Origin of the sequence: Stenotrophomonas rhizophila, from assembly GCF_007667275.1 — a bacterium.
GTDB classification, from domain to species: Bacteria; Pseudomonadota; Gammaproteobacteria; order Xanthomonadales; family Xanthomonadaceae; genus Stenotrophomonas; species Stenotrophomonas maltophilia_AE.
This window is the reverse complement of record NZ_VDQT01000002.1, coordinates 681,524-702,726: the sequence shown is the minus strand read 5'-3', so window position 1 is coordinate 702,726 and position 21,203 is coordinate 681,524. Positions and strand designations below refer to the sequence as shown.

The 21,203-nt window shown below is 68.3% G+C and carries 20 protein-coding genes and 1 pseudogene; 12 read left to right on the top strand and 9 right to left on the bottom strand.

Annotation, left to right across the window (positions count from 1 at the left end):
- Window positions 1-42: 42 nt before the first annotated feature.
- Both FSZ13_RS09190 and FSZ13_RS09185 read right to left on the bottom strand, forming a co-directional pair.
- Window positions 43-582, bottom strand: a complete 540-nt coding sequence (locus FSZ13_RS09190; protein WP_145479227.1) for a DUF924 family protein — start codon at window positions 580-582, stop codon at window positions 43-45.
- Window positions 583-635: 53 nt separating this feature from the next.
- A complete protein-coding gene (locus FSZ13_RS09185; RefSeq protein WP_145479226.1) occupies window positions 636-1,412 on the bottom strand; it encodes an AMP nucleosidase in 777 nt (258 codons plus the stop codon).
- Between the two features lie 159 nt (window positions 1,413-1,571).
- Between FSZ13_RS09185 and FSZ13_RS09180 the strand changes: the two genes are divergently transcribed.
- The 8 genes and pseudogenes from FSZ13_RS09180 (at window position 1,572) to FSZ13_RS09145 (ending at window position 9,108) form a co-directional block, all read left to right on the top strand.
- Window positions 1,572-2,981, top strand: coding sequence for an amidohydrolase (locus FSZ13_RS09180; RefSeq protein WP_145479225.1), 1,410 nt, complete (start codon window positions 1,572-1,574; stop codon window positions 2,979-2,981).
- Window positions 2,978-4,243 (top strand): amidohydrolase family protein, encoded by a 1,266-nt coding sequence (locus FSZ13_RS09175; RefSeq protein ID WP_145479224.1) that lies wholly within the window; start codon window positions 2,978-2,980, stop codon window positions 4,241-4,243. The genes FSZ13_RS09180 and FSZ13_RS09175 overlap by 4 nt, the downstream gene beginning before the upstream one ends.
- A 10-nt stretch (window positions 4,244-4,253) precedes the next feature.
- A complete protein-coding gene (locus tag FSZ13_RS09170; RefSeq protein ID WP_145479223.1) occupies window positions 4,254-4,889 on the top strand; it encodes a 2-hydroxychromene-2-carboxylate isomerase in 636 nt (211 codons plus the stop codon).
- Window positions 4,890-4,972: 83 nt separating this feature from the next.
- Entirely contained in the window at window positions 4,973-5,917 is a 945-nt protein-coding gene (locus FSZ13_RS09165) for a DegV family protein (protein ID WP_145479222.1), read from the top strand.
- A 73-nt stretch (window positions 5,918-5,990) separates the two neighbouring features.
- Complete coding sequence (locus FSZ13_RS09160; protein WP_145479221.1) at window positions 5,991-6,326, top strand: hypothetical protein; 336 nt, start codon at window positions 5,991-5,993, stop codon at window positions 6,324-6,326.
- A 100-nt stretch (window positions 6,327-6,426) separates the two neighbouring features.
- Window positions 6,427-7,392, top strand: a complete 966-nt coding sequence (locus FSZ13_RS09155; RefSeq protein ID WP_145479220.1) for a L,D-transpeptidase family protein — start codon at window positions 6,427-6,429, stop codon at window positions 7,390-7,392.
- A gap of 261 nt (window positions 7,393-7,653) precedes the next feature.
- Window positions 7,654-8,118, top strand: a pseudogene (locus FSZ13_RS18855) (M23 family metallopeptidase); the annotation flags it as partial.
- Window positions 8,119-8,247: 129 nt separating this feature from the next.
- Window positions 8,248-9,108, top strand: a complete 861-nt coding sequence (locus FSZ13_RS09145) for a PA4780 family RIO1-like protein kinase (protein ID WP_145479219.1) — start codon at window positions 8,248-8,250, stop codon at window positions 9,106-9,108.
- A gap of 147 nt (window positions 9,109-9,255) precedes the next feature.
- On the opposite strand, the gene fghA is transcribed toward FSZ13_RS09145, so the two are convergent.
- From fghA to frmR, 3 genes are read right to left on the bottom strand one after another with little or no spacing between them, the layout of a single operon-like run.
- On the bottom strand, window positions 9,256-10,086 hold the full coding sequence (gene fghA, locus FSZ13_RS09140) for an S-formylglutathione hydrolase (protein ID WP_145479218.1): 831 nt from the start codon (window positions 10,084-10,086) through the stop codon (window positions 9,256-9,258).
- An 18-nt stretch (window positions 10,087-10,104) separates the two neighbouring features.
- A complete protein-coding gene (locus tag FSZ13_RS09135; RefSeq protein ID WP_145479217.1) occupies window positions 10,105-11,214 on the bottom strand; it encodes an S-(hydroxymethyl)glutathione dehydrogenase/class III alcohol dehydrogenase in 1,110 nt (369 codons plus the stop codon).
- A 55-nt stretch (window positions 11,215-11,269) separates the two neighbouring features.
- Complete coding sequence (gene frmR / locus FSZ13_RS09130; protein WP_068853984.1) at window positions 11,270-11,545, bottom strand: formaldehyde-responsive transcriptional repressor FrmR; 276 nt, start codon at window positions 11,543-11,545, stop codon at window positions 11,270-11,272.
- 122 nt (window positions 11,546-11,667) lie between these two features.
- Here frmR and FSZ13_RS09125 point away from each other — a divergent pair, with 122 nt between their 5' ends.
- The 3 genes from FSZ13_RS09125 (at window position 11,668) to FSZ13_RS09115 (ending at window position 15,882) form a co-directional block, all read left to right on the top strand.
- Complete coding sequence (locus FSZ13_RS09125) at window positions 11,668-11,958, top strand: hypothetical protein (protein ID WP_260844133.1); 291 nt, start codon at window positions 11,668-11,670, stop codon at window positions 11,956-11,958.
- Between the two features lie 73 nt (window positions 11,959-12,031).
- Window positions 12,032-12,982: a cation diffusion facilitator family transporter gene (locus tag FSZ13_RS09120; RefSeq protein WP_145479216.1), complete on the top strand. Its 951-nt coding sequence runs from the start codon at window positions 12,032-12,034 to the stop codon at window positions 12,980-12,982.
- Between the two features lie 110 nt (window positions 12,983-13,092).
- A complete protein-coding gene (locus FSZ13_RS09115; protein ID WP_260844132.1) occupies window positions 13,093-15,882 on the top strand; it encodes a PAS domain-containing protein in 2,790 nt (929 codons plus the stop codon).
- Window positions 15,883-15,915: 33 nt separating this feature from the next.
- On the opposite strand, the gene FSZ13_RS09110 is transcribed toward FSZ13_RS09115, so the two are convergent.
- The 4 genes from FSZ13_RS09110 to FSZ13_RS09095 all read right to left on the bottom strand — a co-directional run bounded on the left by FSZ13_RS09110 (window position 15,916) and on the right by FSZ13_RS09095 (window position 20,239).
- Window positions 15,916-16,860: an AraC family transcriptional regulator gene (locus FSZ13_RS09110; protein ID WP_145479215.1), complete on the bottom strand. Its 945-nt coding sequence runs from the start codon at window positions 16,858-16,860 to the stop codon at window positions 15,916-15,918.
- Window positions 16,861-17,113: 253 nt separating this feature from the next.
- A complete protein-coding gene (locus FSZ13_RS09105; RefSeq protein ID WP_222116608.1) occupies window positions 17,114-18,118 on the bottom strand; it encodes a glycoside hydrolase family 43 protein in 1,005 nt (334 codons plus the stop codon).
- A gap of 46 nt (window positions 18,119-18,164) precedes the next feature.
- Window positions 18,165-19,499: a sensor histidine kinase gene (locus tag FSZ13_RS09100; protein WP_145479214.1), complete on the bottom strand. Its 1,335-nt coding sequence runs from the start codon at window positions 19,497-19,499 to the stop codon at window positions 18,165-18,167.
- Entirely contained in the window at window positions 19,496-20,239 is a 744-nt protein-coding gene (locus FSZ13_RS09095) for a response regulator (protein WP_145479213.1), read from the bottom strand. Before FSZ13_RS09095 ends, FSZ13_RS09100 begins: the two co-directional genes overlap by 4 nt.
- A 220-nt stretch (window positions 20,240-20,459) precedes the next feature.
- On the opposite strand from FSZ13_RS09095, the gene FSZ13_RS09090 reads away from it, so the two are divergent.
- Entirely contained in the window at window positions 20,460-21,200 is a 741-nt protein-coding gene (locus FSZ13_RS09090; protein ID WP_145479212.1) for an SDR family NAD(P)-dependent oxidoreductase, read from the top strand.
- Window positions 21,201-21,203 lie beyond the last annotated feature (3 nt).

Genomic DNA, 21,203 nt, shown 5'->3' with positions numbered 1-21,203 from the left:
CCAACGCTTCAAAAAAAACGCCGGCTATGCCGGCGTTTTTATTTACCCCGCGAAGCCACCCTCGGCCAGGTAATCCAGTTCCTCCGGCGTCGGCATGCGGCCCAGTACCGCGTTGCGGTGGGGGAAGCGGCCGAAGCGGCGGATGATGTCACGGTGCAGTTCGGCGTACTGCAGGTATTCCTTGTCGCCCAATACGTCGAACATCGCCACCGAGCGCTCCTGGTCCTGCGGATCTTCGGAATGCTCGAACGGCAGGTAGATGAAAGCGCGCAGCTTGGGGACCAGCTGCAGGTCCAGGCCCTCTTCCACCGCGCGCATGGCGTAGTGGCGGGCCAAGCCGTCGGTGGCGTAGGAATGGGCGGTGTCGCGGAAGCAGTTCCGAGGGAACTGGTCGAGCAGGATCATCAACGCCAGCGCGCCATCGGCGCTCTCCAGCCAGTGCTCGCGCGCACGCCGTGCAGCGGCAAAGTGCTCGTCGAGGAATGCCTCGCGGAAACGCGCATCGAACGCGTCATCGCGCGTGAACCACTTCTGCGGTCCCGCGTCGCGCCAGAATTCCACTACGTTTGCCGCTACGTCCATTCACTACCCCTGCGGGCGGCGCGCCGTCCAGGCGCCCACCCAAGCCAATGCCATCACTCGTCAAAGCGCAGGTGGCGGACCGACTTGCCGTTGCGCCGTATAAGCTTAAGCGCCTCGATGCCGATCTGGATATGGTTTTCGACGAACTGGGAGCTGACCTTGGCATCGGACGCCTCGGTCTTGACCCCGTCCGGGATCATCGGCTGGTCCGACACCAGCAGCAGCGCTCCGATCGGGATGTGGTTGGCAAAGCCGGCCGCGAACAGGGTGGCCGTCTCCATGTCGATGGCCATGCAGCGCATCAGCCGCAGCCGCTCCTTGAACGCCTCGTCGTGTTCCCAGACCCGCCGGTTGGTGGTGTAGACGGTGCCGGTCCAGTAGTCGTGGCCGAGGTCGCGGATGGTGGTGGAGACCGCACGCTGCAGCGCGAAGGCCGGCAGCGCCGGGACTTCCGGCGGCAGGTAATCGCTGGAGGTGCCCTCGCCGCGGATCGCCGCGATCGGCAGGATCAGATCGCCCAGCTGGTTCTTGCGCTTGAGCCCACCGCACTTGCCCAGGAACAGCACCGCCTTGGGCATGATCGCCGACAGCAGGTCCATGACGATGGCCGCGTTAGGGCTGCCCATGCCGAAGTTGATCAGGGTGATGCCGTCGCTGGTCACGCTGGCCATCGGCCGGTCCATGCCCTGCACCGGCGCCCCGGTGAGGTGCGAAAACACATGCAGGTAGCCGCCGAAGTTGGTCAGCAGCACATGCGGCCCGAACTGGTCCAGTGGCACGCCGGTGTAACGCGGCAGCCAGTTTTCGACGATGTCCTGCTTGCTCTTCATTCCCATTTTCCGTCCTGCAGCTCGTTTTACGCACCAATTGTCATGCGCTTGAACGAATAAGCAAGCCGGGCGGGTCCGCACCGTGCGTTTGGTCACTTGGCAAGGCCGCGCCCAGCCGCTAGCGTCGCGGAACATCTTTCACGCCGCATCGGGGACCACATGCGTACACGATTGACCGCCGGGCTGGGCCTGGCGCTGTTCACCCTGGCTGCGCCCTCGGCGCCGGCGGCGTCGCGCTTCACCCAGGATCCCTACCCCAGCACCTACGCACCGATCGCCTCGGCACCGGTGCTGATCCGCAATGCCACCGTGCTGACCGGCACCGGCGTGCGCCTGGAACGGACCGACCTGCTGCTGCGCGATGGCCGCATCGCCGCGCTGGGCACGGCGCTGCAGGCCCCGGCCGATGCGGTGCAGGTGGATGGCAGCGGCAAGTGGGTCACCCCGGGCATCATCGACGTGCACTCGCACCTGGGCGTGTACCCCAGTCCCAGCGTGGGCGCGCACGCCGACGGCAATGAAATGACCGCACCGGTCACCGCCAACGTGTGGGCCGAACATTCGGTATGGCCGCAGGATCCGGGCTTCGCTGCGGCACTGGCCGGCGGTGTGACCGCACTGCAGATCCTGCCCGGCTCGGCCAACCTGGTCGGGGGGCGCGGGGTGACGCTGAAAAACATTCCGGCCACCACCTACCAGGCGATGAAGTTCCCCGGCGCGCCGTGGGGCATGAAGATGGCCTGCGGCGAGAACCCCAAGCGCGTGTACGGCACCGGCAAGGGCGTGGCACCGCAGACCCGCATGGGCAGCGTGGCCGGCTACCGCGCCGCGTTCATCGATGCCAGCGAGTACCTGGCCAAGAATGCACCGAAGAAGGTCAGGAAGAAGCGCTGGTTCAGTGGCAGCGACAAGGGCGACAGCGCCGGCGACAGCGGTGGCAAGCGCGACCTGAAGCTGGACACGCTGGCCGGGGTGATCGATGGCGACATCCGCGTGCACATCCACTGCTACCGCGCCGATGAAATGGCCACGATGCTGGACCTGGCCAAGGAATTCGGCTTCAAGGTCGCCGCGTTCCACCACGGTGCCGAGGCCTACAAGCTGGCCGACCGGTTGGCCGCCGAAGGCGTCTGCGGCGCGCTCTGGGCCGACTGGTGGGGCTTCAAGATGGAGGCCTTCGACGGCATTCCCGAAAACATCGCGCTGGTCGACCGCCCCGCCAACAGCTGCGCGATCGTCCATTCCGATTCGCCCGAAGGCATCCAGCGGCTCAACCAGGAAGCGGCCAAGGTAATCGCCAACGCACGCCGTGCCGGCATGCAGATCGCACCCGAGCGGGCGATCGGCTGGCTGACCCTCAACCCGGCCCGGTCGATGGGCATCGAACAACAGACCGGCAGCCTGGAGGTGGGCAAGATGGGCGACGTGGTGGTCTGGAACGGCAGTCCCTTCAGCTCGTACGCGCTGGCCGAGAAGGTCTACATCGACGGTCACCAGGTGTACGACCGCCAAGACGCACGCCGCCAGCCGCTGTCGGACTTCATGCTCGGCCAGGAGGCCCGCCCATGAGCGCGCGTTCGCTGCTTCCCCTGCTGGCGCTGGCGCTGCTGGGCGCTGCACCGGCCAGCTCGGCACAGGACCTGCTGGTACGCAATGCCACGGTGCATACCGCCAGCGCGCGCGGCAGCCTGGACCATGCCGACGTGCTGGTCCAGGGCGGTGTGATCCGTGCGGTCGGCCCCGGCCTGGCCGCGCCGGCGGGGGCGACCGTGGTCGAAGCCAACGGCAGGCCGCTGACCCCGGCCCTGTTTGGCGGCATCACCGACATCGGCATCGAGGAGGTCTCCGGTGAGGCGACCACGGTGGACAGCACGCTGAAGCTGGACGACCAGCCGCTGCGCCCGGAGTTCGACGTCACGTTGGCCTACAACCCGGCGTCGGTGCTGATTCCGGTGGCGCGGCTGGACGGTATCGGCTTCACCGCGCTGGGCGCCAACAGCGGCGGCGGCTTCGTCGCCGGCCAGGGCGGGGTGATGCGGCTGGACGGCAGCGCCGATCCGATCGGCCCACTGGCGCTGTACCTGCGCCTCGGGTCCGCCGCGGCCGAGCTGACCGGCAACTCGCGCGCGGCGCAGTGGATGCTGCTGGAGCAGATGGTGAGCGAAGCGCGTGGCCGGGTAGCGGTAGATTCGCCGCATGCCCTGCTGACCCCGGCCGGACGCGCCACGCTGGCGCGCTACCTGGCCGGCCAGGGCCGGCTGGTGGTGGAAGTGGACCGCGCCGCCGACATCCGCCAGCTGCTGCGCTGGGCCACGCGCGAAAAGGTCAAGGTCGCCATTGCCGGCGGTGCCGAAGCGTGGCGCGTCGCGCCGCAGCTGGCGCAGGCCGCGGTGCCGGTGTTCGTCGATGCGCTGGGCAACCTGCCGGCCAGCTTCGACCAGCTGGGCGCCACCCTGGAAAACGCCGCACGCCTGCACGCCGCCGGCGTGGCGGTCAGCTTCACCCAGCGCGACGACCCGTCGCACAACGCCCGCAAGATGCGCCAGCTCGCCGGCAATGCGGTGGCAAACGGCCTGCCCTGGCAGGATGGCCTGGCCGGGCTGACCCGGGTGCCGGCGCAGGCGCTGGGCGTGGGCGACCGGCTGGGCAGCATCGAGCCGGGCAAACTGGCCGACCTGGTGCTGTGGGAAGGCGACCCGCTGGACGTGGGCCACTACGCAGAGCAGGTCTGGCTGGGCGGCCGCGCGGTGCCGATGCGCTCGCGCCAGACCGAGCTGCGCGACCGCTACGCCGCCCCGGCGGGCAGCGAGCCGCGCGCCTATTCGCACTGAGGAACGTCGCATGAGCCTGCGCTGGTATTTCGATTTCGTTTCCCCGTTCGCCTACCTGCACTGGCAGCAGCTGAAAACGCTGCCGCAGTTCGAGCGCATCACCCCGGTGCCGATTGCGCTGGGCGCGGTGCTGCACCACATGGGCAACCTCGGTCCGGCGGAAATCCCGGCCAAGCGCCGCTTCACCTACCGGCAGGCGCTTTGGCAGGCGCAGCAGCAGGGCGTGCCGCTGCGCTTCCCGCCCGGCCACCCGTTCAACCCGCTGGCGGCGCTGCGCCTGTGCCTGGCCGCGGACGCCACCCCGGCGGCGGTGGACATCCTGTTCAACTGGATCTGGCGCGACGGCCGCGCCGGCGACAGCCCACAGGCACTGGCACTGCCCGGCGCGATGCTGGACATTGCCGACGTGGCCGCCGCCGTGGGGGCGCCGTGGGTGAAGGAACAGCTGCGCCAGAACACCGAAGCGGCGATCGCCGCCGGGGTGTTCGGGGTGCCGACCCTGGCCATCGACGGTGAGCTGTTCTGGGGCAACGACAGCCACGCGCTGATGGCGGCCGTGCTGGCCGACCCGGGCCTGCTGCGGCAGCCGGAGTGGGAACGGGTGGTGGCGCTGCCGGTCGCGGTGGAGCGGAGCCGGCCAAGCTGACCGGCGCGGTCAGGCAACGGGACGCGTTTTGAGATAGCTTTCACACTTTCGAACGAACACCCTGCCTGGAGGGGGCAAACAGGATGCGCATCGGAATCGTGGTCGACTCTGCCTGTGATCTACCGCAGGACTTCATCCAGCAGCACAACATCGTGCTGCTGCCCATTACCGTCCGGATTGGCGAGGCCGTGCTGGCCGACCACCGCGACGAACAGGCCACCTTGAGCTTCCTGCATGCCCACGTCGCCGAACATGGCGCCGAGGCCGAAACCATTCCCTTCAGCGTGGCGCAGATCCGCGACCTGTTCCTGGGCAAGCTGGTGATCGACTACGACCATGTGTTCTGCATGACGATCACCAAGACGCGTAGTCCGATCCATGACAACGCGATGCAGGCCAGCTTCGCGATCCTCAACGACTACAAGCCGGTGCGCCAGGCGGCGGGGCACAACTCGCCGTTCGCACTGCGCGTGCTGGACACGCAGAACCTGTTCGCCGCCCAGGGCGTGACCGCGGTGGAAGCAGTACGGCTGCGCGACAGCGGCGCCGGCGTGCAGCAGATCCGCGAGCGGCTGGAAGAGCTTGCGTTGAACGTGCACGGCTACATGGTCACCCGCGACCTGTATTACATGCGCGCCCGCGCCCGCCACAAGGGCGACCGCAGCGTGGGCCTGATCAGCGCCGCGCTGGGCAGTGCGCTGGACATCAAGCCGGTGCTGCACGGTTACCGCGGCAGCACCGGCCCGGTGGCGAAGATCAAGGGCTTCGACAACGCGGTGCAGAAGCTGTTCGACTTCGTCGGCCAGCGCGTCCGGGCCGGGTTGCTGACCCCGACCGTGTGCGTGAGCTACGGCGGCGAACTGGCCGACCTGCAGGCGCTGCCCGGTTACGCCAGCCTGCGCGAAACCTGCAAGGCGCACGGGGTGGACGTGTACGAGTCGGTGATGAGCCTGACCGGCATGGTCAATGTCGGCAAGGGCGCGGTGACCATCGGATTTGCCGACGGCCCGCACACGTTTACGGCCTGAGTGATCGGGCCGGTTCGTGCACGCCGATTGCACCCGGCGTCTGCGAACCTTGCCGCACTCGATGGAGACCAACATGACCCAATACAGCATCAGCCTGCCGGATCCGGCCAAAGCCCGCGGCAACGATCCCGACCTGTCCTTCCGTTCGCAGAGCGCCGGCGGTTTCGCCGAGGAACTGCAGGATGCGCTGCGCAGCACGACATTGTTCGAGCGGTGGCGGGCCAAGCAGCCAGACCCGGATGCGGTGGAACTGCAATGGGGTGCCACCGATCCGGGCGCTACGGTGACCGGTGAGCAGAAAGACCTGCGCATCAACCTGACCGTCTCCACCAAGATCGACAGCGACGTGTTCAAGCAGCGCATGCGCCTGCTCGCCGGTAATCATTGGGAAATGCGCGACGTGCAGTAATCGCCGCGTCGCGCGGGCGGTCAGCTTCCCGTCAGGGATTTCACGGGGCCCGTGCAGCGCGCTCCGGCATCGTGGGCTTGAATCCGCCCTGGAGTACCCGATGCCGCTGCGCCTGCCTGCTACTGCTTCCCTGCTTGCCCTTGCCCTGGCCGCTGCCACCCCTGCGCTGGCGCAGGCCCCGGCTTCCCTGCCCGCCCCCATCGCTGAAGACGGCACCGTGGCCACCGGCCCCCGCTCGGACCTGCATGCACAGGTGCTGCTGGACCGCGCGCATTTTTCGCCGGGCCAGATCGACGGGCTGCCCGGTTCCAACCAGAAGCGCGCGGTGTCCGGCTTCCAGGCCGCACGCGGCCTGAAGGTGACCGGTGAGCTGGATGATGCCACCTGGCAGGCCCTGCAGCCGGACAGCGCGCCGCCGCTGGCGAGTTACACGCTCACCGCCGAGGACGTTGCAGGCCCGTTCCAGCCGCTTCCGAAGAAGCCCGCCGAGCAGGCCAAGCTCACGGCGATGGGTTTCACCTCTGTGGGCGAGGCCCTGGGCGAACGCTTCCATGCCGATCCGAAGCTGCTGCAAGCCCTCAACCCGGGTGTGGATCTTGGCAAGGCCGGCAGCACGATCCAGGTGCCGAACATCGCACCGGCAGCGTTGCCGAAGGCGGCCAAGCTGGTGATCGACAAATCGGATTCCACGCTGCGCCTGTACGACGCGGCGGGCAAGGTGTACGCGCAGTTCCCGGTGTCGTCGGGCAGCCAGCATGATCCGCTGCCGATCGGTAAGTGGAAGATCCTGGGTGTCTCGCGCAATCCGCCGTTCCACTACAACCCGAAATTGTTCTGGGATGCGAAGGCCGGCGACCGCAAGGCTACCCTGCCGCCGGGCCCGAACAATCCGGTCGGGCCGGTCTGGATCGACATTTCGAAGCCGCATTACGGCCTGCATGGCACGCCCGAGCCGGGCCATGTGGGCAAGACCGAATCGCACGGCTGCGTGCGGATGACCAACTGGGACGCGCTGCAGGTGGCTGACGCGGTGGATGCGTCGGTGCCGGTAGTGATGCAGGAGTAAACGACGATGCTGATGCGACTGCTGGCGTTGGGCGTGGTGGTGGGCGTGGCCGGCTGGTGGTTGCTGGCGTCGGATAGTGGTGTTTCCGCGTCGGGTGGAGGCCAACCCGTGGTGGAGAGCAGCCAGGCAGGGCCTGGCTCTACGCGGGAGGTTGTTGTTCCTGCGCAGGGCAGCCAGGCAGGGCCTGGCTCTACCGGGGCGGCGGTTGCCCCTGTGGAGAGCAGCCAGGCAGGGCCTGGCTCTACGCGGGAGGTTGTTGCTCCTGCGCCGAGCGCGGGGGTTGCCCCGGGACTGTTGTTGCCGGTGCAGGGGATCACCGCCGCGCAGCTGCAGGACACGTTTACCGATGCGCGCAGCGAGGGGCGGGTGCACGATGCCATCGATATCCTCGCGCCTGAAGGCACGCCGGTACTGGCGGTGGCCGATGGCACGATCGAGAAGCTGTTCGACAGCGAGCGCGGCGGGTTGACCGTGTACCAGTTCGAACCCGGCGGAACGTACTGCTATTACTACGCCCACCTGCAGCGCTATGCCGATGGGCTGGCGGAAAAGCAGGTGGTCAAGCGGGGCGACGTGATCGGCTACGTGGGCCATACCGGCAACGCCAGCCCGGACGCGCCGCACCTGCACTTCGAGATCCACCGGCTGGGCCCGGAAAAGCAGTGGTGGAAGGGCGAGTCGCTGAACCCCTACCCGGTGCTGCGTGGCGAGCAGGCCCTGCCCTGAGCCCTGCCCGGCCCGGGTGGCTGAACCGGGATGGGGTGGGCAATTGGCCCGGCCGCCGCGAAGGTGCGAGAATCGCCGGCCCTCCCTTTCCGGCTGGCGCACTGGCGCCGCCCTCGTGACCGAGACTACGTGAAGACCCCTGAAAGCCTGCAGGCGCTGATCGAAGATGGCGTCATCGATGAAGTGCTGCGCCCGCTCAAGAGCGGCAAGGAGGCGGCCGTGTACGTGGTGCGCAGCGGCGACGATGTGCGCTGCGCCAAGGTCTACAAGGACATGGCCCAGCGCAGCTTCCAGCAGCGCGTGCAGTACCAGGAAGGGCGCAAGGTGCGCGGCAGCCGCGAGGCCCGCGCGGTGGGCAAGGCCAGCAAGTACGGGCGCAAGCAGCAGGAAACGGCGTGGAAGAACACCGAGGTCGACGCGCTGTACCAGCTGCGTGACGCCGGCGTGCGTGTGCCGGAACCCCATGGGTATTTCCATGGCGTGCTGGTGATGGAGCTGGTGACCGACGCGGAGGGGTTCTCCGCCGCGCGTCTGGGCGAGGTCGAGCTGGAGCCCGACCAGGCCCGTGAGTTCCACGCGATTCTCGTGCGCCAGGTGGTGCTGATGCTGTGCTGTGGCCTGATCCACGGCGATCTGTCGCCGTACAACGTGCTGGTGGGGCCGGACGGCCCGGTGGTGATCGATTTCCCGCAGGTGGTGAGCGCCGGGGGCAACAATGCCGCGCGCAGCATGCTGCTGCGCGATGTGAACAACCTCACCGCGTACCTGGGGCGGTCGGCGCCGGAGTTGCTGGATACCTGGTACGGCGAGGAGATGTGGGCGCTGTTCGAGGCCGGTGAACTGCTGCCGGACAGTCCGTTGACCGGCACCTTCGTGCATGACGAATCGACCATCGACCTGGACAGCGTGCGCCACGCGATCAACGACGCGCGCGAAGAAGCGCTGATCCGCCAGCAGGGTCGGGAAGCGGCGGAAGAAGACGACGATTGATGGGGGTACAGCCACGCAAGGCGTGGCTCTACACGATCAGACGACCGTACCCACCCGCAGACGACCGTACCCACCGGCAGATGACCAAGCCCACCGGCAGACGTCGGTCTCACCGGCGTAGAGCCACCCCTGCGTGGCTGCCCCTGCCTAGCCGTGCAACGCTTCGGCGTGATGCGCGATGTGCTCGCCGATGAACGTGCTGATGAAGTAATAGCTGTGGTCATACCCCGGCTGCAGCCGCAACTGCAACGGGTGCCCCGCTGCCGTGCACGCGGCCTGCAGCCACTGCGGCTGCAGCTGGCTGTCCAGGAACTCGTCGCCGCCGCCCTGGTCGACCAGCAGGGGCAGCTTTTCCGTCGCCGTGGCCACCAGTTCGCTGGCATCCCACTGCGCCCAGCCGGCGCGATCCTCGCCCAGGTAGGCCGAGAACGCCTTCTGCCCCCACGGCACCCGGGTCGGAGCAACGATCGGCGAGAACGCCGACACGCTGCGGTAACGGCCGGGATTGCGCAGCGCGATCACCAGCGCGCCATGCCCGCCCATCGAATGCCCACTGATGCCGCGTGCAGCGCTGGCCGGCAGGTGCGCTTCCACCAGCGCCGGCAGCTCTTCGACGATGTAGTCATGCATCCGGTAGTGCTTCGCCCACGGCTGCTCGGTGGCATTGAGGTAGAACCCCGCCCCCTTGCCCAGGTCGTAACCCTCCGCATCGGCGACGTCGTCGCCGCGCGGGCTGGTGTCGGGCGCGACCAGGATCACCCCGTGTTCGGCGGCGTACCGCTGCGCACCGGCCTTGGTGATGAAGTTCTGCTCGGTGCAGGTCAGCCCGCTCAACCAGTACAGCACCGGCAGCTTCTGCGTGGCGGCCTGTGGCGGCAGGTACACGGCCACCTTCATGTCGCAGCCCAGCACCTGCGACCGGTGCTGGTACACGTCCTGCCAGCCACCGAAGGCGGCGCGATGTTCAATGCGTTCCATGGGCGGGCTCCGCGGCAATCAGAAGTGGACGACCGAGCGGATCGACTTGCCTTCGTGCATCAGGTCGAAGGCGTCGTTGATCTGCTCCAGTTCCATGGTGTGGGTGACGAAGGGCGCCAGTTCGATGTCGCCCTTCATCGCGTCTTCGACCATGCCAGGCAGCTGGCTGCGGCCCTTCACGCCACCGAAGGCGGTGCCCTTCCAGGAGCGGCCGGTCACCAGCTGGAACGGACGGGTGGAGATCTCCTGCCCAGAACCGGCCACGCCGATGATCACCGACTGGCCCCAGCCGCGGTGCGCGCATTCCAGCGCCGCGCGCATCACGTTCACGTTGCCGATGCACTCGAAGGTATGGTCCACGCCCCAGGTGGTCTGTTCGACGATGACCTGCTGGATCGGCTTGTCGAAGTCCTTCGGGTTGATGCAGTCTGTGGCGCCGAACTGCCTGGCCAGCTCGAACTTGGACGGGTTGGTGTCGATGGCGAAGATGCGGCTGGCCTTGGCCTGGCGCGCGCCCTGGATCACCGCCAGGCCGATGCCGCCCAGGCCGAACACGGCGACCGAATCGCCTTCCTGCACCTTGGCGGTGTTGTGCACCGCGCCGATGCCGGTGGTCACGCCGCAGCCGAGCAGGCACACGTGCTCCGGGTTGGCGTCCGGGTTGATCTTGGCCAGCGATACTTCGGCCACCACGGTGTACTCGCTGAAGGTCGAGCAGCCCATGTAGTGGTAGATCGGCTGGCCGTTGTAGCTGAAGCGGGTGGTGCCGTCGGGCATCACGCCCTTGCCCTGGGTGGCGCGCACCGCCACGCACAGGTTGGTCTTGCCCGAGGTGCAGAACAGGCACTCACCGCATTCGGCGGTGTACAGCGGAATCACGTGGTCGCCCGGCTTGACGCTGGTCACGCCCTCGCCCACTTCCACCACGATGCCGGCGCCTTCATGGCCCAGCACCGCGGGGAAAAGGCCTTCCGGATCATCGCCGGACAGGGTGAACGCGTCGGTATGGCAGACCCCGGTGTGGGTGATGCGCACCAGCACTTCGCCCTTCTGCGGCGGGGCAACGTCGATCTCGACGATCTTGAGCGGTTCGCCAGCGGCGAAGGCAACAGCGGCACGGGATTTCATCGGGAACACTCCAGGACGGTAGACAAGGCAGGACAGCGCGCGGGCGGCCGCACGCTCATTTCAGGTAGGAACGGATCAGCGCGCTCATGTCGCGCACGCGCTCGGCGCGCTGCGCATCGGACTGCGCCGGCTGGCCGAATTCCTCGCGCAGGTGGGCTTCCATCACTTCGGACATCAGCCCGTTGACCGCACCCCGGATCGCCGCGATCTGCTGCAGCACCGGACCGCACTCGGCACCAGCCTCCAGCGCGCGGTCCAGCGCGTCGCACTGGCCACGGATGCGGCGCACGCGGGCCAGGACCTTCTTCTTTTCTTCCGGGGAATGCGGCACGGGACGGCGACCAGGGAACTATACTGGGGGACAGTATACACGACCCGGGAAATGCTGCTGCACGACGCCATCACGGCGCTCCATGGATGCTCCTTCCAACCCCACCCCCAGCCGGACCGACGATGCCCGACGCCCCCTCCTTCGTTGTCCGCTCCTTTGAAGCCAACTACGCCGCCTCCGGCAGTGTCGAGCGTATCCTGTCGCTGACCGTGGACTGCAACTGCGGCACGACCTCCTCCTGCGGCTCAACCCAGCTGATCCACCTGCCCGGTGGCGCGCTGTTCCGCTGCGAACAGTGCGGTTCGCACCAGGCGATCAGCCACGCGCGCCTGGATGCCAGCGCCGCGCCGACACGGCTGCTGCGCGAAAGCGCGCCGACCCGCAGCGCACCGCTGGTCACCATCCGCTTCTGAGCCGCTGCCTGCACGCGGAAGGCACGGCCTTCCGACGATGATGGCGTGACACCCCACTGCAGTACCGCCCGCCATGGCCAAGCCGTCCGGCTCCCGTCTCGTTGTCTACGCCGCGCTGGTCGGCAACCTGTGCATCGCCATCGCCAAGTTCGTCGCCGCCGGGATGTCCGGCAGTTCGGCGATGCTCAGCGAAGGCGTGCATTCGCTGGTGGACACCACCAACGAACTCCTGCTGCTGTACGGCCTGCACCGCGCCGACAAGAAGCCCGACACCGTGCACCCGTTCGGGTATGGCCGTGAGCTGTACTTCTGGAGCTTCATCGTCGCCCTGCTGGTGTTCGCGGCAGGCGCGGGCGTGTCGGCCTATGAAGGCATCCTGCATATCCGCAACCCGGAACCGGCCACCAACCACACGGTGAGCTACGTGGTGCTGGGCATCTCGTTCCTGTTCGAGGGCGGCTCGTGGTGGGTAGCGCTGCGCGAATTCCGGGCCACCAAGGGGTCGATGGGCTATTTCGAAGCCTTCCGGCGCAGCAAGGATCCGTCCACCTTCACCGTGCTGCTGGAAGACAGCGCCGCCCTGCTCGGGCTGGCGTTCGCGGCGATCGGCCTGGCCGCCGCGCAGTGGCTGAACATGCCCGAGCTCGATGGCGTGGCCTCGCTCTGCATCGCCGGCGTACTGGCGCTCACCGCGTTCCTGCTGGCGCGCGAGACCAAGGGCCTGCTGGTCGGCGAGCCGGCCCACCCCAGCGTCGCCCGGCGGATCATGGCCGTGGCCGACACCGATGCCGACCTGCGCAAAGCCAACGGCGTCACCACCATGCAGATGGGACCGGACCAGGTCGTGGCGATGCTGAGCGCCGAATTCGAGGACGATCGCACCACCCCGCAGATCGAGGCCTGCATCACCCGCATCGAACGGGCGGTGAAGGCCGAATACCCCGAGCTGGTGGCCCTGTTCGTAAAGCCGCAGACCCCCGAAGTGTTCCGTGCCCGGCGTGCGGCACTGGGGGACCCGGGATGAAGCCTTCAGCAGGCCGGGCGCTGCCGCCAGCGGTGTGTTCATGGCCACCACGGCCGATCGGATAATCTACCCGGCCCCTGCCTGGCCTTCGGCTGCGAGACCCCTTGAACGTGACGGACCCCATAGACGGACACAGCCGGCGCGACACCGAGCGCATGAAAATGGCGCTGGCGGCGGGCGCCATCGTCGGCACCTGGTTCTGGGACGTGGCCAACGACCGGCTGACCGTCGACGAGGCACTGACCGACGCCTTCGGGCTGGACCCGGCCTCGCCGCAGCACGAGCTGCGCCTGGAACAGGTGCTGCATGCCGTGCACCCGGACGACCATGCCGAACTGGTGGCGGCGATCAACGACGCGATGGTGCGCGGCGGCCGCTACGCGCACCAGTACCGCGCGCGCAACGCGCAGGGCCAGTACCGCTGGCTGGAGGCCATCGGCCGGGTCGACCTGGACGATACCGGGCGCCCGCAGGGTTTCCAGGGCGTGCTGATCGACATCGATGACCGCCGCCAGGTGGAAGCGCAGCGCGACCAGGCCCAGGCCCTGCTGCGCTCGTTCGTGGAAGCCGCGCCCGGCGTGGTGTATGCAAAGGACCGCCAGGGCCGGTTGCTGATCGGCAACCATGGCACCACCGAGCTGATCGGACTGCCGCCGGAGCAATACGTCGGGCGCACCGATGCCGAACTGCTGAACGACCCGGTGCAGGCGGCGATGGTGATGGCCGTCGACGAACGGATCATGGCCAGTGGCCAGGCCGAGCAGCTGGAAGAATCGATCAGCTTCCCCGACGGGCGCCGCGCGGACTGGCTGTCGACCAAGGCGCCGCTGCGCGACGCCGACGGCACCGTCGTCGGGCTGATCGGCACCTCGCTGGACATCACGGAGCGCAAGGCCGTCGAGGCGCGCCACCAGGAAATCGAGGAACGCTACCGCCTCGCCGTGCGCGCGACCAACGATGCGATCTGGGACTGGCGCATGACCGACGGCCACGTGATCTGGAATGAGGCGCTGGCCACGCTGTTCGGGCACACCCTGATGGAGTCCGACGCGCAGTGGTGGCTTGACCACATCCATCCCGACGATCGCGACCGCGTGGATCTGGACATCCACCGGGTGATCGACGGCGATGGCACCACCTGGTACGGCGAGTACCGCTTCCAGCGCGCCGACGGCAGCTACGCCCAGGTACTGGACCGCGGCGCGGTGCTGCGCGGCCCGGGCGGCGAGCCGCTGCGGATGATCGGCGCGATGCTCGACCTCACCGCGCGCAAGTCTGCCGAAGCGGCGCTGGCCGAAAGCGAAGAGCGCCTGCGCTTTGCCACCGACGCCGGCGACATGGGCTTCTGGGACGTGGACCTGGTCAACGACGTCCTGATCTGGCCGCCGCGCACCAAGGCGATGTTCGGCATTTCGCCGCAGGTGCCGGTCAGCCTGCGCGACTTCTACGACGGCCTGCATCCGGCCGACCGCGAGGCGGTACACGCGGCCTTCAGCGCCGCCGCCGATCCGGCGCAGCGTGCGTTGTACGACGTGGAATACCGCACCGTCGGCAAGGAGGACGGCGTGGTCCGCTGGGTAGCGGCGAAGGGCCGTGGCCACTTCGAGGGCGAGCGCTGCCTGCGCGTGGTCGGCGTGGCCATCGAAGTCACCGCGCGCAAACTCGCCGAGGCGCGGCTGCACGAACTCAACGAACAGCTGGAAAGCCGCGTCGCCGAAGAGGTCGCCGAACGGACCCGGGTCGAGGACGCGCTGCGCCAGAGCCAGAAGATGGAAGCGGTGGGCCAGCTCACCGGCGGCATCGCGCACGACTTCAACAACATGCTGGCGGCGGTGATCGGCCCACTCGACCTGCTATCGCTGCGGCTGGGCGAGAGCGACCCGCTGGTCACCCGCTACATCGACATGGCCATCGACGGCGCCAACCGCGCCGCGCAGCTGACCCAGCGGCTGCTGGCGTTTTCCCGGCAGCAGCCGCTGCAGCCGGTGCCGGTGGATGCCAACCGCTTGGTGGCGGGCATGACCGACCTGTTCGTGCACTCGCTGGGCGGCAACATCCGCCTGGAGACCACGCTGGCGCCGGACCTGTGGCTGACCTTCGCCGACGCCAACCAGCTGGAGAACGTGATCCTCAACCTGGCGGTCAACGCGCGCGACGCGATGCCGGCGGGCGGCCGCCTGTCTGTCGCCACCGCCAACTGCACGGTGGACAGGGACAGTGCCGAGGCGCATCCCACGGTGCCGCGCGGCCAGTACATCCTGGTCACGGTGGCCGACAACGGCACCGGCATGACGGCGGAGGTCATCGCCAAGGCATTCGATCCCTTCTTCACCACCAAGCAGGTCGGCCAAGGCACCGGCCTGGGCCTGTCGCAGGTGTATGGCTTCGTCAAGCAGTCCGCCGGGCACGTGAAGCTGTGTTCTGCGGTCGGCGAAGGCACCACCGTCAAGCTGTACCTGCCGCGCTTGGCCGCCACCGTCGACACCGTCGATGCGCCCACCGCAGGCGACGTCCCGGCCCCGGTCGGGCGGCGCGAACGGGTGCTGGTGGTGGAGGACGAGCCCGCCGTGCGCCAGTTCTCGGTCGAAGCGCTCACCGCACTGGGCTATGACGTGCTGGCCGCCGAAGGCGCGGCACCCGCGCTGGCGTTGCTGGACGCGCATGCCGACATCGCGCTGCTGTTCACCGACGTGGTCATGCCCGAGGTCAACGGTCGCCAGCTGGCCGACGAAGCGCTGCGCCGCCGACCGGATCTCAAGGTGTTGTTCACCACCGGCTACAGCCGCAACGCACTGGAGCGCGATGGGGTCATCGATCCGGGCGTGCAGGTGATCGGCAAGCCGTTCAGCGTCGCTACGCTGGCGACGCGGGTGCGGGCGGTGTTGGGCGAGGGGCGTTGAGGGGTCTGCCTGGTTGCCACGCAGGGCGTGGCACTACGGGCGGGCTGCGGCCAGCTCTACCGAGGGATGCAGGCCGAAGGTGCGGTGGTACATGCCGGCGAAGCGGCCCTGGTCCCACACGCCGAACCGGGTGCAGATGCCGGTGACGGTGTCGCCCGGGCCGGCTTCGCGCAGCGCCTTGCGGATCACGTGCATGCGTTCGAGCATGTAGTACTGGTGCGGCCCCATGCCGAACACTTCATCGAAGGCGCGGTTGAGGGAACGCTGCGATGTCCCCGCGCTGAGGATCAGGTCGCCGATGACCGCCTCGCCGCGGATGCTCTTGTGGATATGGTCGAGGCTGCGGCGGATGATCTCGTTGCGCGGCACCGTGGGTCGCCCGCGCGCACGCTGCACCGCCTCGGGGTTGGCCAGCACCATGCAGCGCAGCAGCGCGTGGATGAGCTGGCCGCTGAACGCCTTGCGCACGCTGGGCGCCTGGAACAGCGTGGGGTCGTCGCGGTCGATCACCAGCGCGCGCGTCACCAGGGTGATGATCGCGGTGACTTCCTCGCGGCCGATGTTGACCGGGGTGATGCGGGCGATGTGGTCGTCGAACAGGCCGGCCACTTCGCGCGCACGCTGCACCACCGCGACCACGTCCATGCTCAGCGCGATGAAGCGCGACGGCCTGCGTGAGTAACCATGTACCTCGCCGCCGGGCGGGTACCAGATGAACTGCTCATCGGAGGTCTCCTGCCCCTGCATGGCCGCGTCGCTGCCGGGCAGCGAGACGTAGGCGAGGTAGCGATGGTGCTCGTTCAGTCCGTTGAACAGCACCGGCGCCCCGTCGCTGCCCAGCATGGCAACGACATCGCCGGAATCCAGCAGTTCCAGCGTCCACTCGCCCCTGCCGGGCCCGACCAGGCGCATGACACCATCCACGCCGGCAAGCGCGTCGGTGTAAGCCTCGAAGTCGTTGAATCGCTGTAGCGGCATGGGGGGGCGCCGTGGACGAAAGGGAGGTACCGCGCGTGCGGTGTGCCAGGCTGCGGCGATCCCCCCATGAAGGTCGCTGCCCGGCCTTTGCCATCCGCTAGTTGAAGTTCTCCCGGATGGTGGTGACCCGGCCTTCGCGGAAGGTGATCTGGATTTTCATCATCCTGGTACTCCCTGATTGCCGGGGCAGACACGCCCCGGGGCCGACTTTGCCACAAGCCGGCGCCCGGGGGTATTGTCCCTGGGTCACAATTCAGCGCAGCGGATCGGCTGGCACGCCCTCATGGGTGATGCGCACCGGCAGCACGTGGCCCTGTTCATCGAAGTGCATGCGCTCGATGGCCGTGGCGCGGTGATCGCGCGCCTTGTCGCCCAGCGGACGCCGGTGATAGACGATGTACCAGTTGTCGCTGCCCGGGGCGTGGATGACCGAGTGGTGGCCGGCACTGGTGGCAATGGCCGGGTCCTGCTGCAGGATGCGGCCGATCCGCTTGAACGGGCCGGTAGGCGCATCGGCGATGGCATAGGCCACCGAGTAATCCGGGCCGCCCCAGCCGCCTTCGGACCACATGAAGTAATAACGGCCATCGCGCTTGAACATCAACGGGCCTTCCACGTATTCCGGGGCCGGGGTGATTTCCTTGAACACGGTGCCGTCGGCCAGCGGCAGCACGCCGGTAAAGTCGTCCTTCAGGCGCACGATATTGGCGTGCTTCCAGCCGCCGTAGAGCATGTACCAGCTGCCATCGTCGTCCTTGAACACGAACTGGTCGATCGGCTGGGCGCCGTTGTGGAACCCGCCCACCAGGGGCTTGCCGAGCAGGTCGCGGTAAGGCCCTTCGGGCTTGTCGGCCACGGCCACGCCGATCCCACCCAGCTCCTGGTCGTTCTTGATGTCGTTGGCGGAGAAGAAGAAATAGTAGCGGCCGTCCTTCTCCACCACCGAGGGTGCCCACATCGCCTCGCGCGCCCAGGAAACCGCCTCGACCTTCAGGACGCCGGGATGCTTCGTCCAGGTCACAAGGTCGGGTGAGGAAAACGCGTCGAACACGGTCTGCTCGGCGTACTCGCGCGAGCTGGTGGGGAAGATCCAGTACTTCCCATTGAATACGGCTGCTTCCGGGTCGGCGTACCACCCCGGCAGGATCGGGTTGCCGGACATCGCCGGTGCCTTGCCCTGCGCCACGCCGGTTGCACCCGCCCCGAATGAAACGCTTGCTGCCAATGCCGCGGCCATCATCGTGCTGCGAAACGTCATGCCCTGCCCTCCCGAACCGGTAGATGAGGGTCGAGTTTAGATCGATTCAGTCCCGGATTTCCGTGCGCAGGGTCACCCGCGCGCCCAGCCCGCCGCCGGGCCGGTTGGACAGGGTCAAACGACCGCCGAGTGCGTGGGTCAATTGTTCGGCGATCGCCAGTCCCAGTCCGGTGCCGCCACTGGCGCGACCGCGGGAAGGCTCGAGGCGGTGGAAAGGCTGCAGCACGTCCGCCAGGGCTGCGTCCGGAATGCCCGGCCCGCGGTCCAATACGTCGATCGCCACCCACCCGTCGGCTTCGGCGGTGTGGGCGATCTCCGCGCTGCCTGCGTACGCAAGCGCGTTGTCGACCAGATTCTGCACGATCCGGCGCAGCACCTGGGGATGCGTGCTCATCGCCACGGGGGCACCTGCGCGCCGCTGCACCGGCTTGCCCATGTCCTCATAGTCGCCGACCACGCTGTCGAGGAAGGCCGGCAGGTCCACCCGGACAGCTGCGCCAAGGCTGGTCGTGGCGCTGCGTGCGTAGTCGATCCCCTCGCGCACCAGCTGCGCAAGCTGGGTGACGTCGGCAAGCAGGCGCTCCTGCGTGGGGGTTTCGTCCAGGGCCTCGATACGCAGGCGCAGGCGCGTGATGGGCGTCTGCAGGTCATGCGAGATCGACGCGAGAATCTGCATGCGTTCGCTGACGTGTGCTGACACGCGGCACTGCAGTGCGTTGAGTGCACGCGCCGCTGCCTCGACTTCGCGCGGACCGCTCTCGCTGATCGCGGGGCCGCGGCCGGACACATCCAGGCGCTCGGCCGCAGCGGCCAGCGTCAGCAGCGGTCGGGTCGCCAGGCGCACCGCCCACCACACACAGCCCACCAGCAGCAGCACCTGCACGCCCAGCACCCACGGCAGCCAGCGCGCGACCGGCAGCGGTGCAGGCGTCACCTCGATGGTGAGTGGCTGGCCGTCGGCCAGGGTCAGTTCGACCTCATAGCGCTCGGGAGACGTGGATACCGCGCGGGGGCGCAGCGGGTAGCGGTGCTCCAGCGCGTTGTCGATGAGCCCCACCACCTGCCGCGCGCGGACTCCCTCCAGCGACGCGCCTGGCTGCGCCGGACGCAACAGATACCGGTAGGTGCGCCGTTCCAGCCGTGGCGACCAGTGCACGCGTTCGGCGGGCGACAGGCGTTCGAGCAGTGCCACGCTCAGCGGCACGTCGTCTTCCATGTTGACCAGCATCATCGCGCGGGTGGCACTGCTCCGCTCATGGAACAGCAGGGCGAACGACAGGCCCTGCGCGAGCAGCATCCCGGCGGCCAGGATGAGCAGCAGCCGCGTCGCCAGCGACCGCGGCAGCAGGCGGAACCCTGCGGGCAGGGTCGCCGGGTTCATGTGCCGTCGCCGAGCAGCACGACCGGCTGGCTGAACACGTAACCTTCGCTGCGTACGGTCTTGATGTACGTCTGCTCGCGTGCGGCGTCGCCCAGTCGCTGCCGCAGGCGACTGACCAGCAGGTCGATGGAACGGTCGAACAGCTCCGCATCGCGCCCCTGGGTGAGGTTGAGCAGCTGGTCGCGGCTGAGCACGCGCTGCGGGTGGTCGACGAACACCCGCAGCAGCCGGAACTCGCCACCACTGAGCGGATAGGCCGTGCCCGCTTCGTCCAGCAGGTGGCGCGCGCTGGTATCCAGTCGCCACGTACCGAAGCCGATCAGGCGCGAGGCTTCGCTGACCTGCAGGTTGGGCGGCAGCATGCGTGCACGGCGAATCACCGCGGAGATGCGGGCCAGCAGTTCGCGCGACGAGAAGGGTTTCACCACGTAGTCGTCGGCGCCCATCTCCAGTCCGATGATCCGGTCGGTTTCATCATCGCGCGCGGTCAGCATCACCACCGGCACCGCGCGGTGCCTGCCGGCGCGCAGGGTGCGGCACAGCGCGAGGCCATCTTCGCCCGGCATCATCACGTCCAGCACCACCAGGTCCACGTCGCTGGTGTCCAGCGCGGCACGCATCTCGCGACCATCGGCCGCCTGGGTCACGCGCAGGCCGTTGCGGCGCAGGTAGTCGCCGACCAGTTGCCGGATATCGGCGTCGTCGTCGACGACCAGGATGTGGTCGGTGTGGGTGCTCATGCCTGCTCCATCACGGGTCGGTGCACGCATGGTATCGCCGTCGGCGCCGAGCGGCCGCGCGGCCACCCCATGCTTTTGTATGACTGTGTATCAGCAGCGCCCCTGCTGCGGAAAGCCGACAAATCTCCCGGTGCGGGGACACCGTCCGGATACACGGCAGGCGTCCAATGGCCTCCAACGCCGGCGCCCTCCGTCGGCAGCCCATCCAGAGGACCTCCGCATGAACGCATCTGCTTCCCCCCGTTCCAACACCGCGCTGGTTTTCGGCGGTTCCCGCGGCATCGGCGCCGCCATCGCCAGACGCCTGGCCCGTGCCGGCCACCCGGTCGCGCTGACCTACGTTTCCCAGCCCGACAAGGCCCACGACGTGGTCGCGTCGATCCAGGCCGAAGGTGGTCGGGCCATCGCGATCCAGGCCGACAGCGCCGACGCGCAGGCGGTCACCGCAGCGGTGCAGCAGGCCGTGGACGCGTTCGGACCGCTGCAGGTGGCGGTGGTCAACGCCGGCATCTACCAGGGCCGTCCACTGGCCGACTTCCCGCTCGAACTGCTGGACCGGATGCTGGCGGTCAACGTCCGCGGGGTCTTCGTGGCCGTGCAGGCGGCAGCCGCCGCGCTGAATCCGGGCGGCCGGCTGATCACCATCGGCAGCAATACCGCGGTACGCAGTGGCGTGGTCGGCAGCAGCGTCTATGCCATGACCAAGGCCGCCGTCGCCACGCTGGTGCGTGAACTGGCACTGGACCTGGCGCCGCGCCGGATCACCATCAACAACATCCAGCCCGGCCCGATCCAGACCGACATCACCGCCGATGTCGTCGACCAGCTGGTCCAGCGCAATCCGATGGGTCGCATGGGCCAGCCCGACGAAGTGGCCGGGCTTGCGGCGTGGCTCGCCAGCGACGAGGCCAGCTACATGACCGGTTCCAGCCTGACCCTCGACGGCGGCTGGGCCATCTGACTT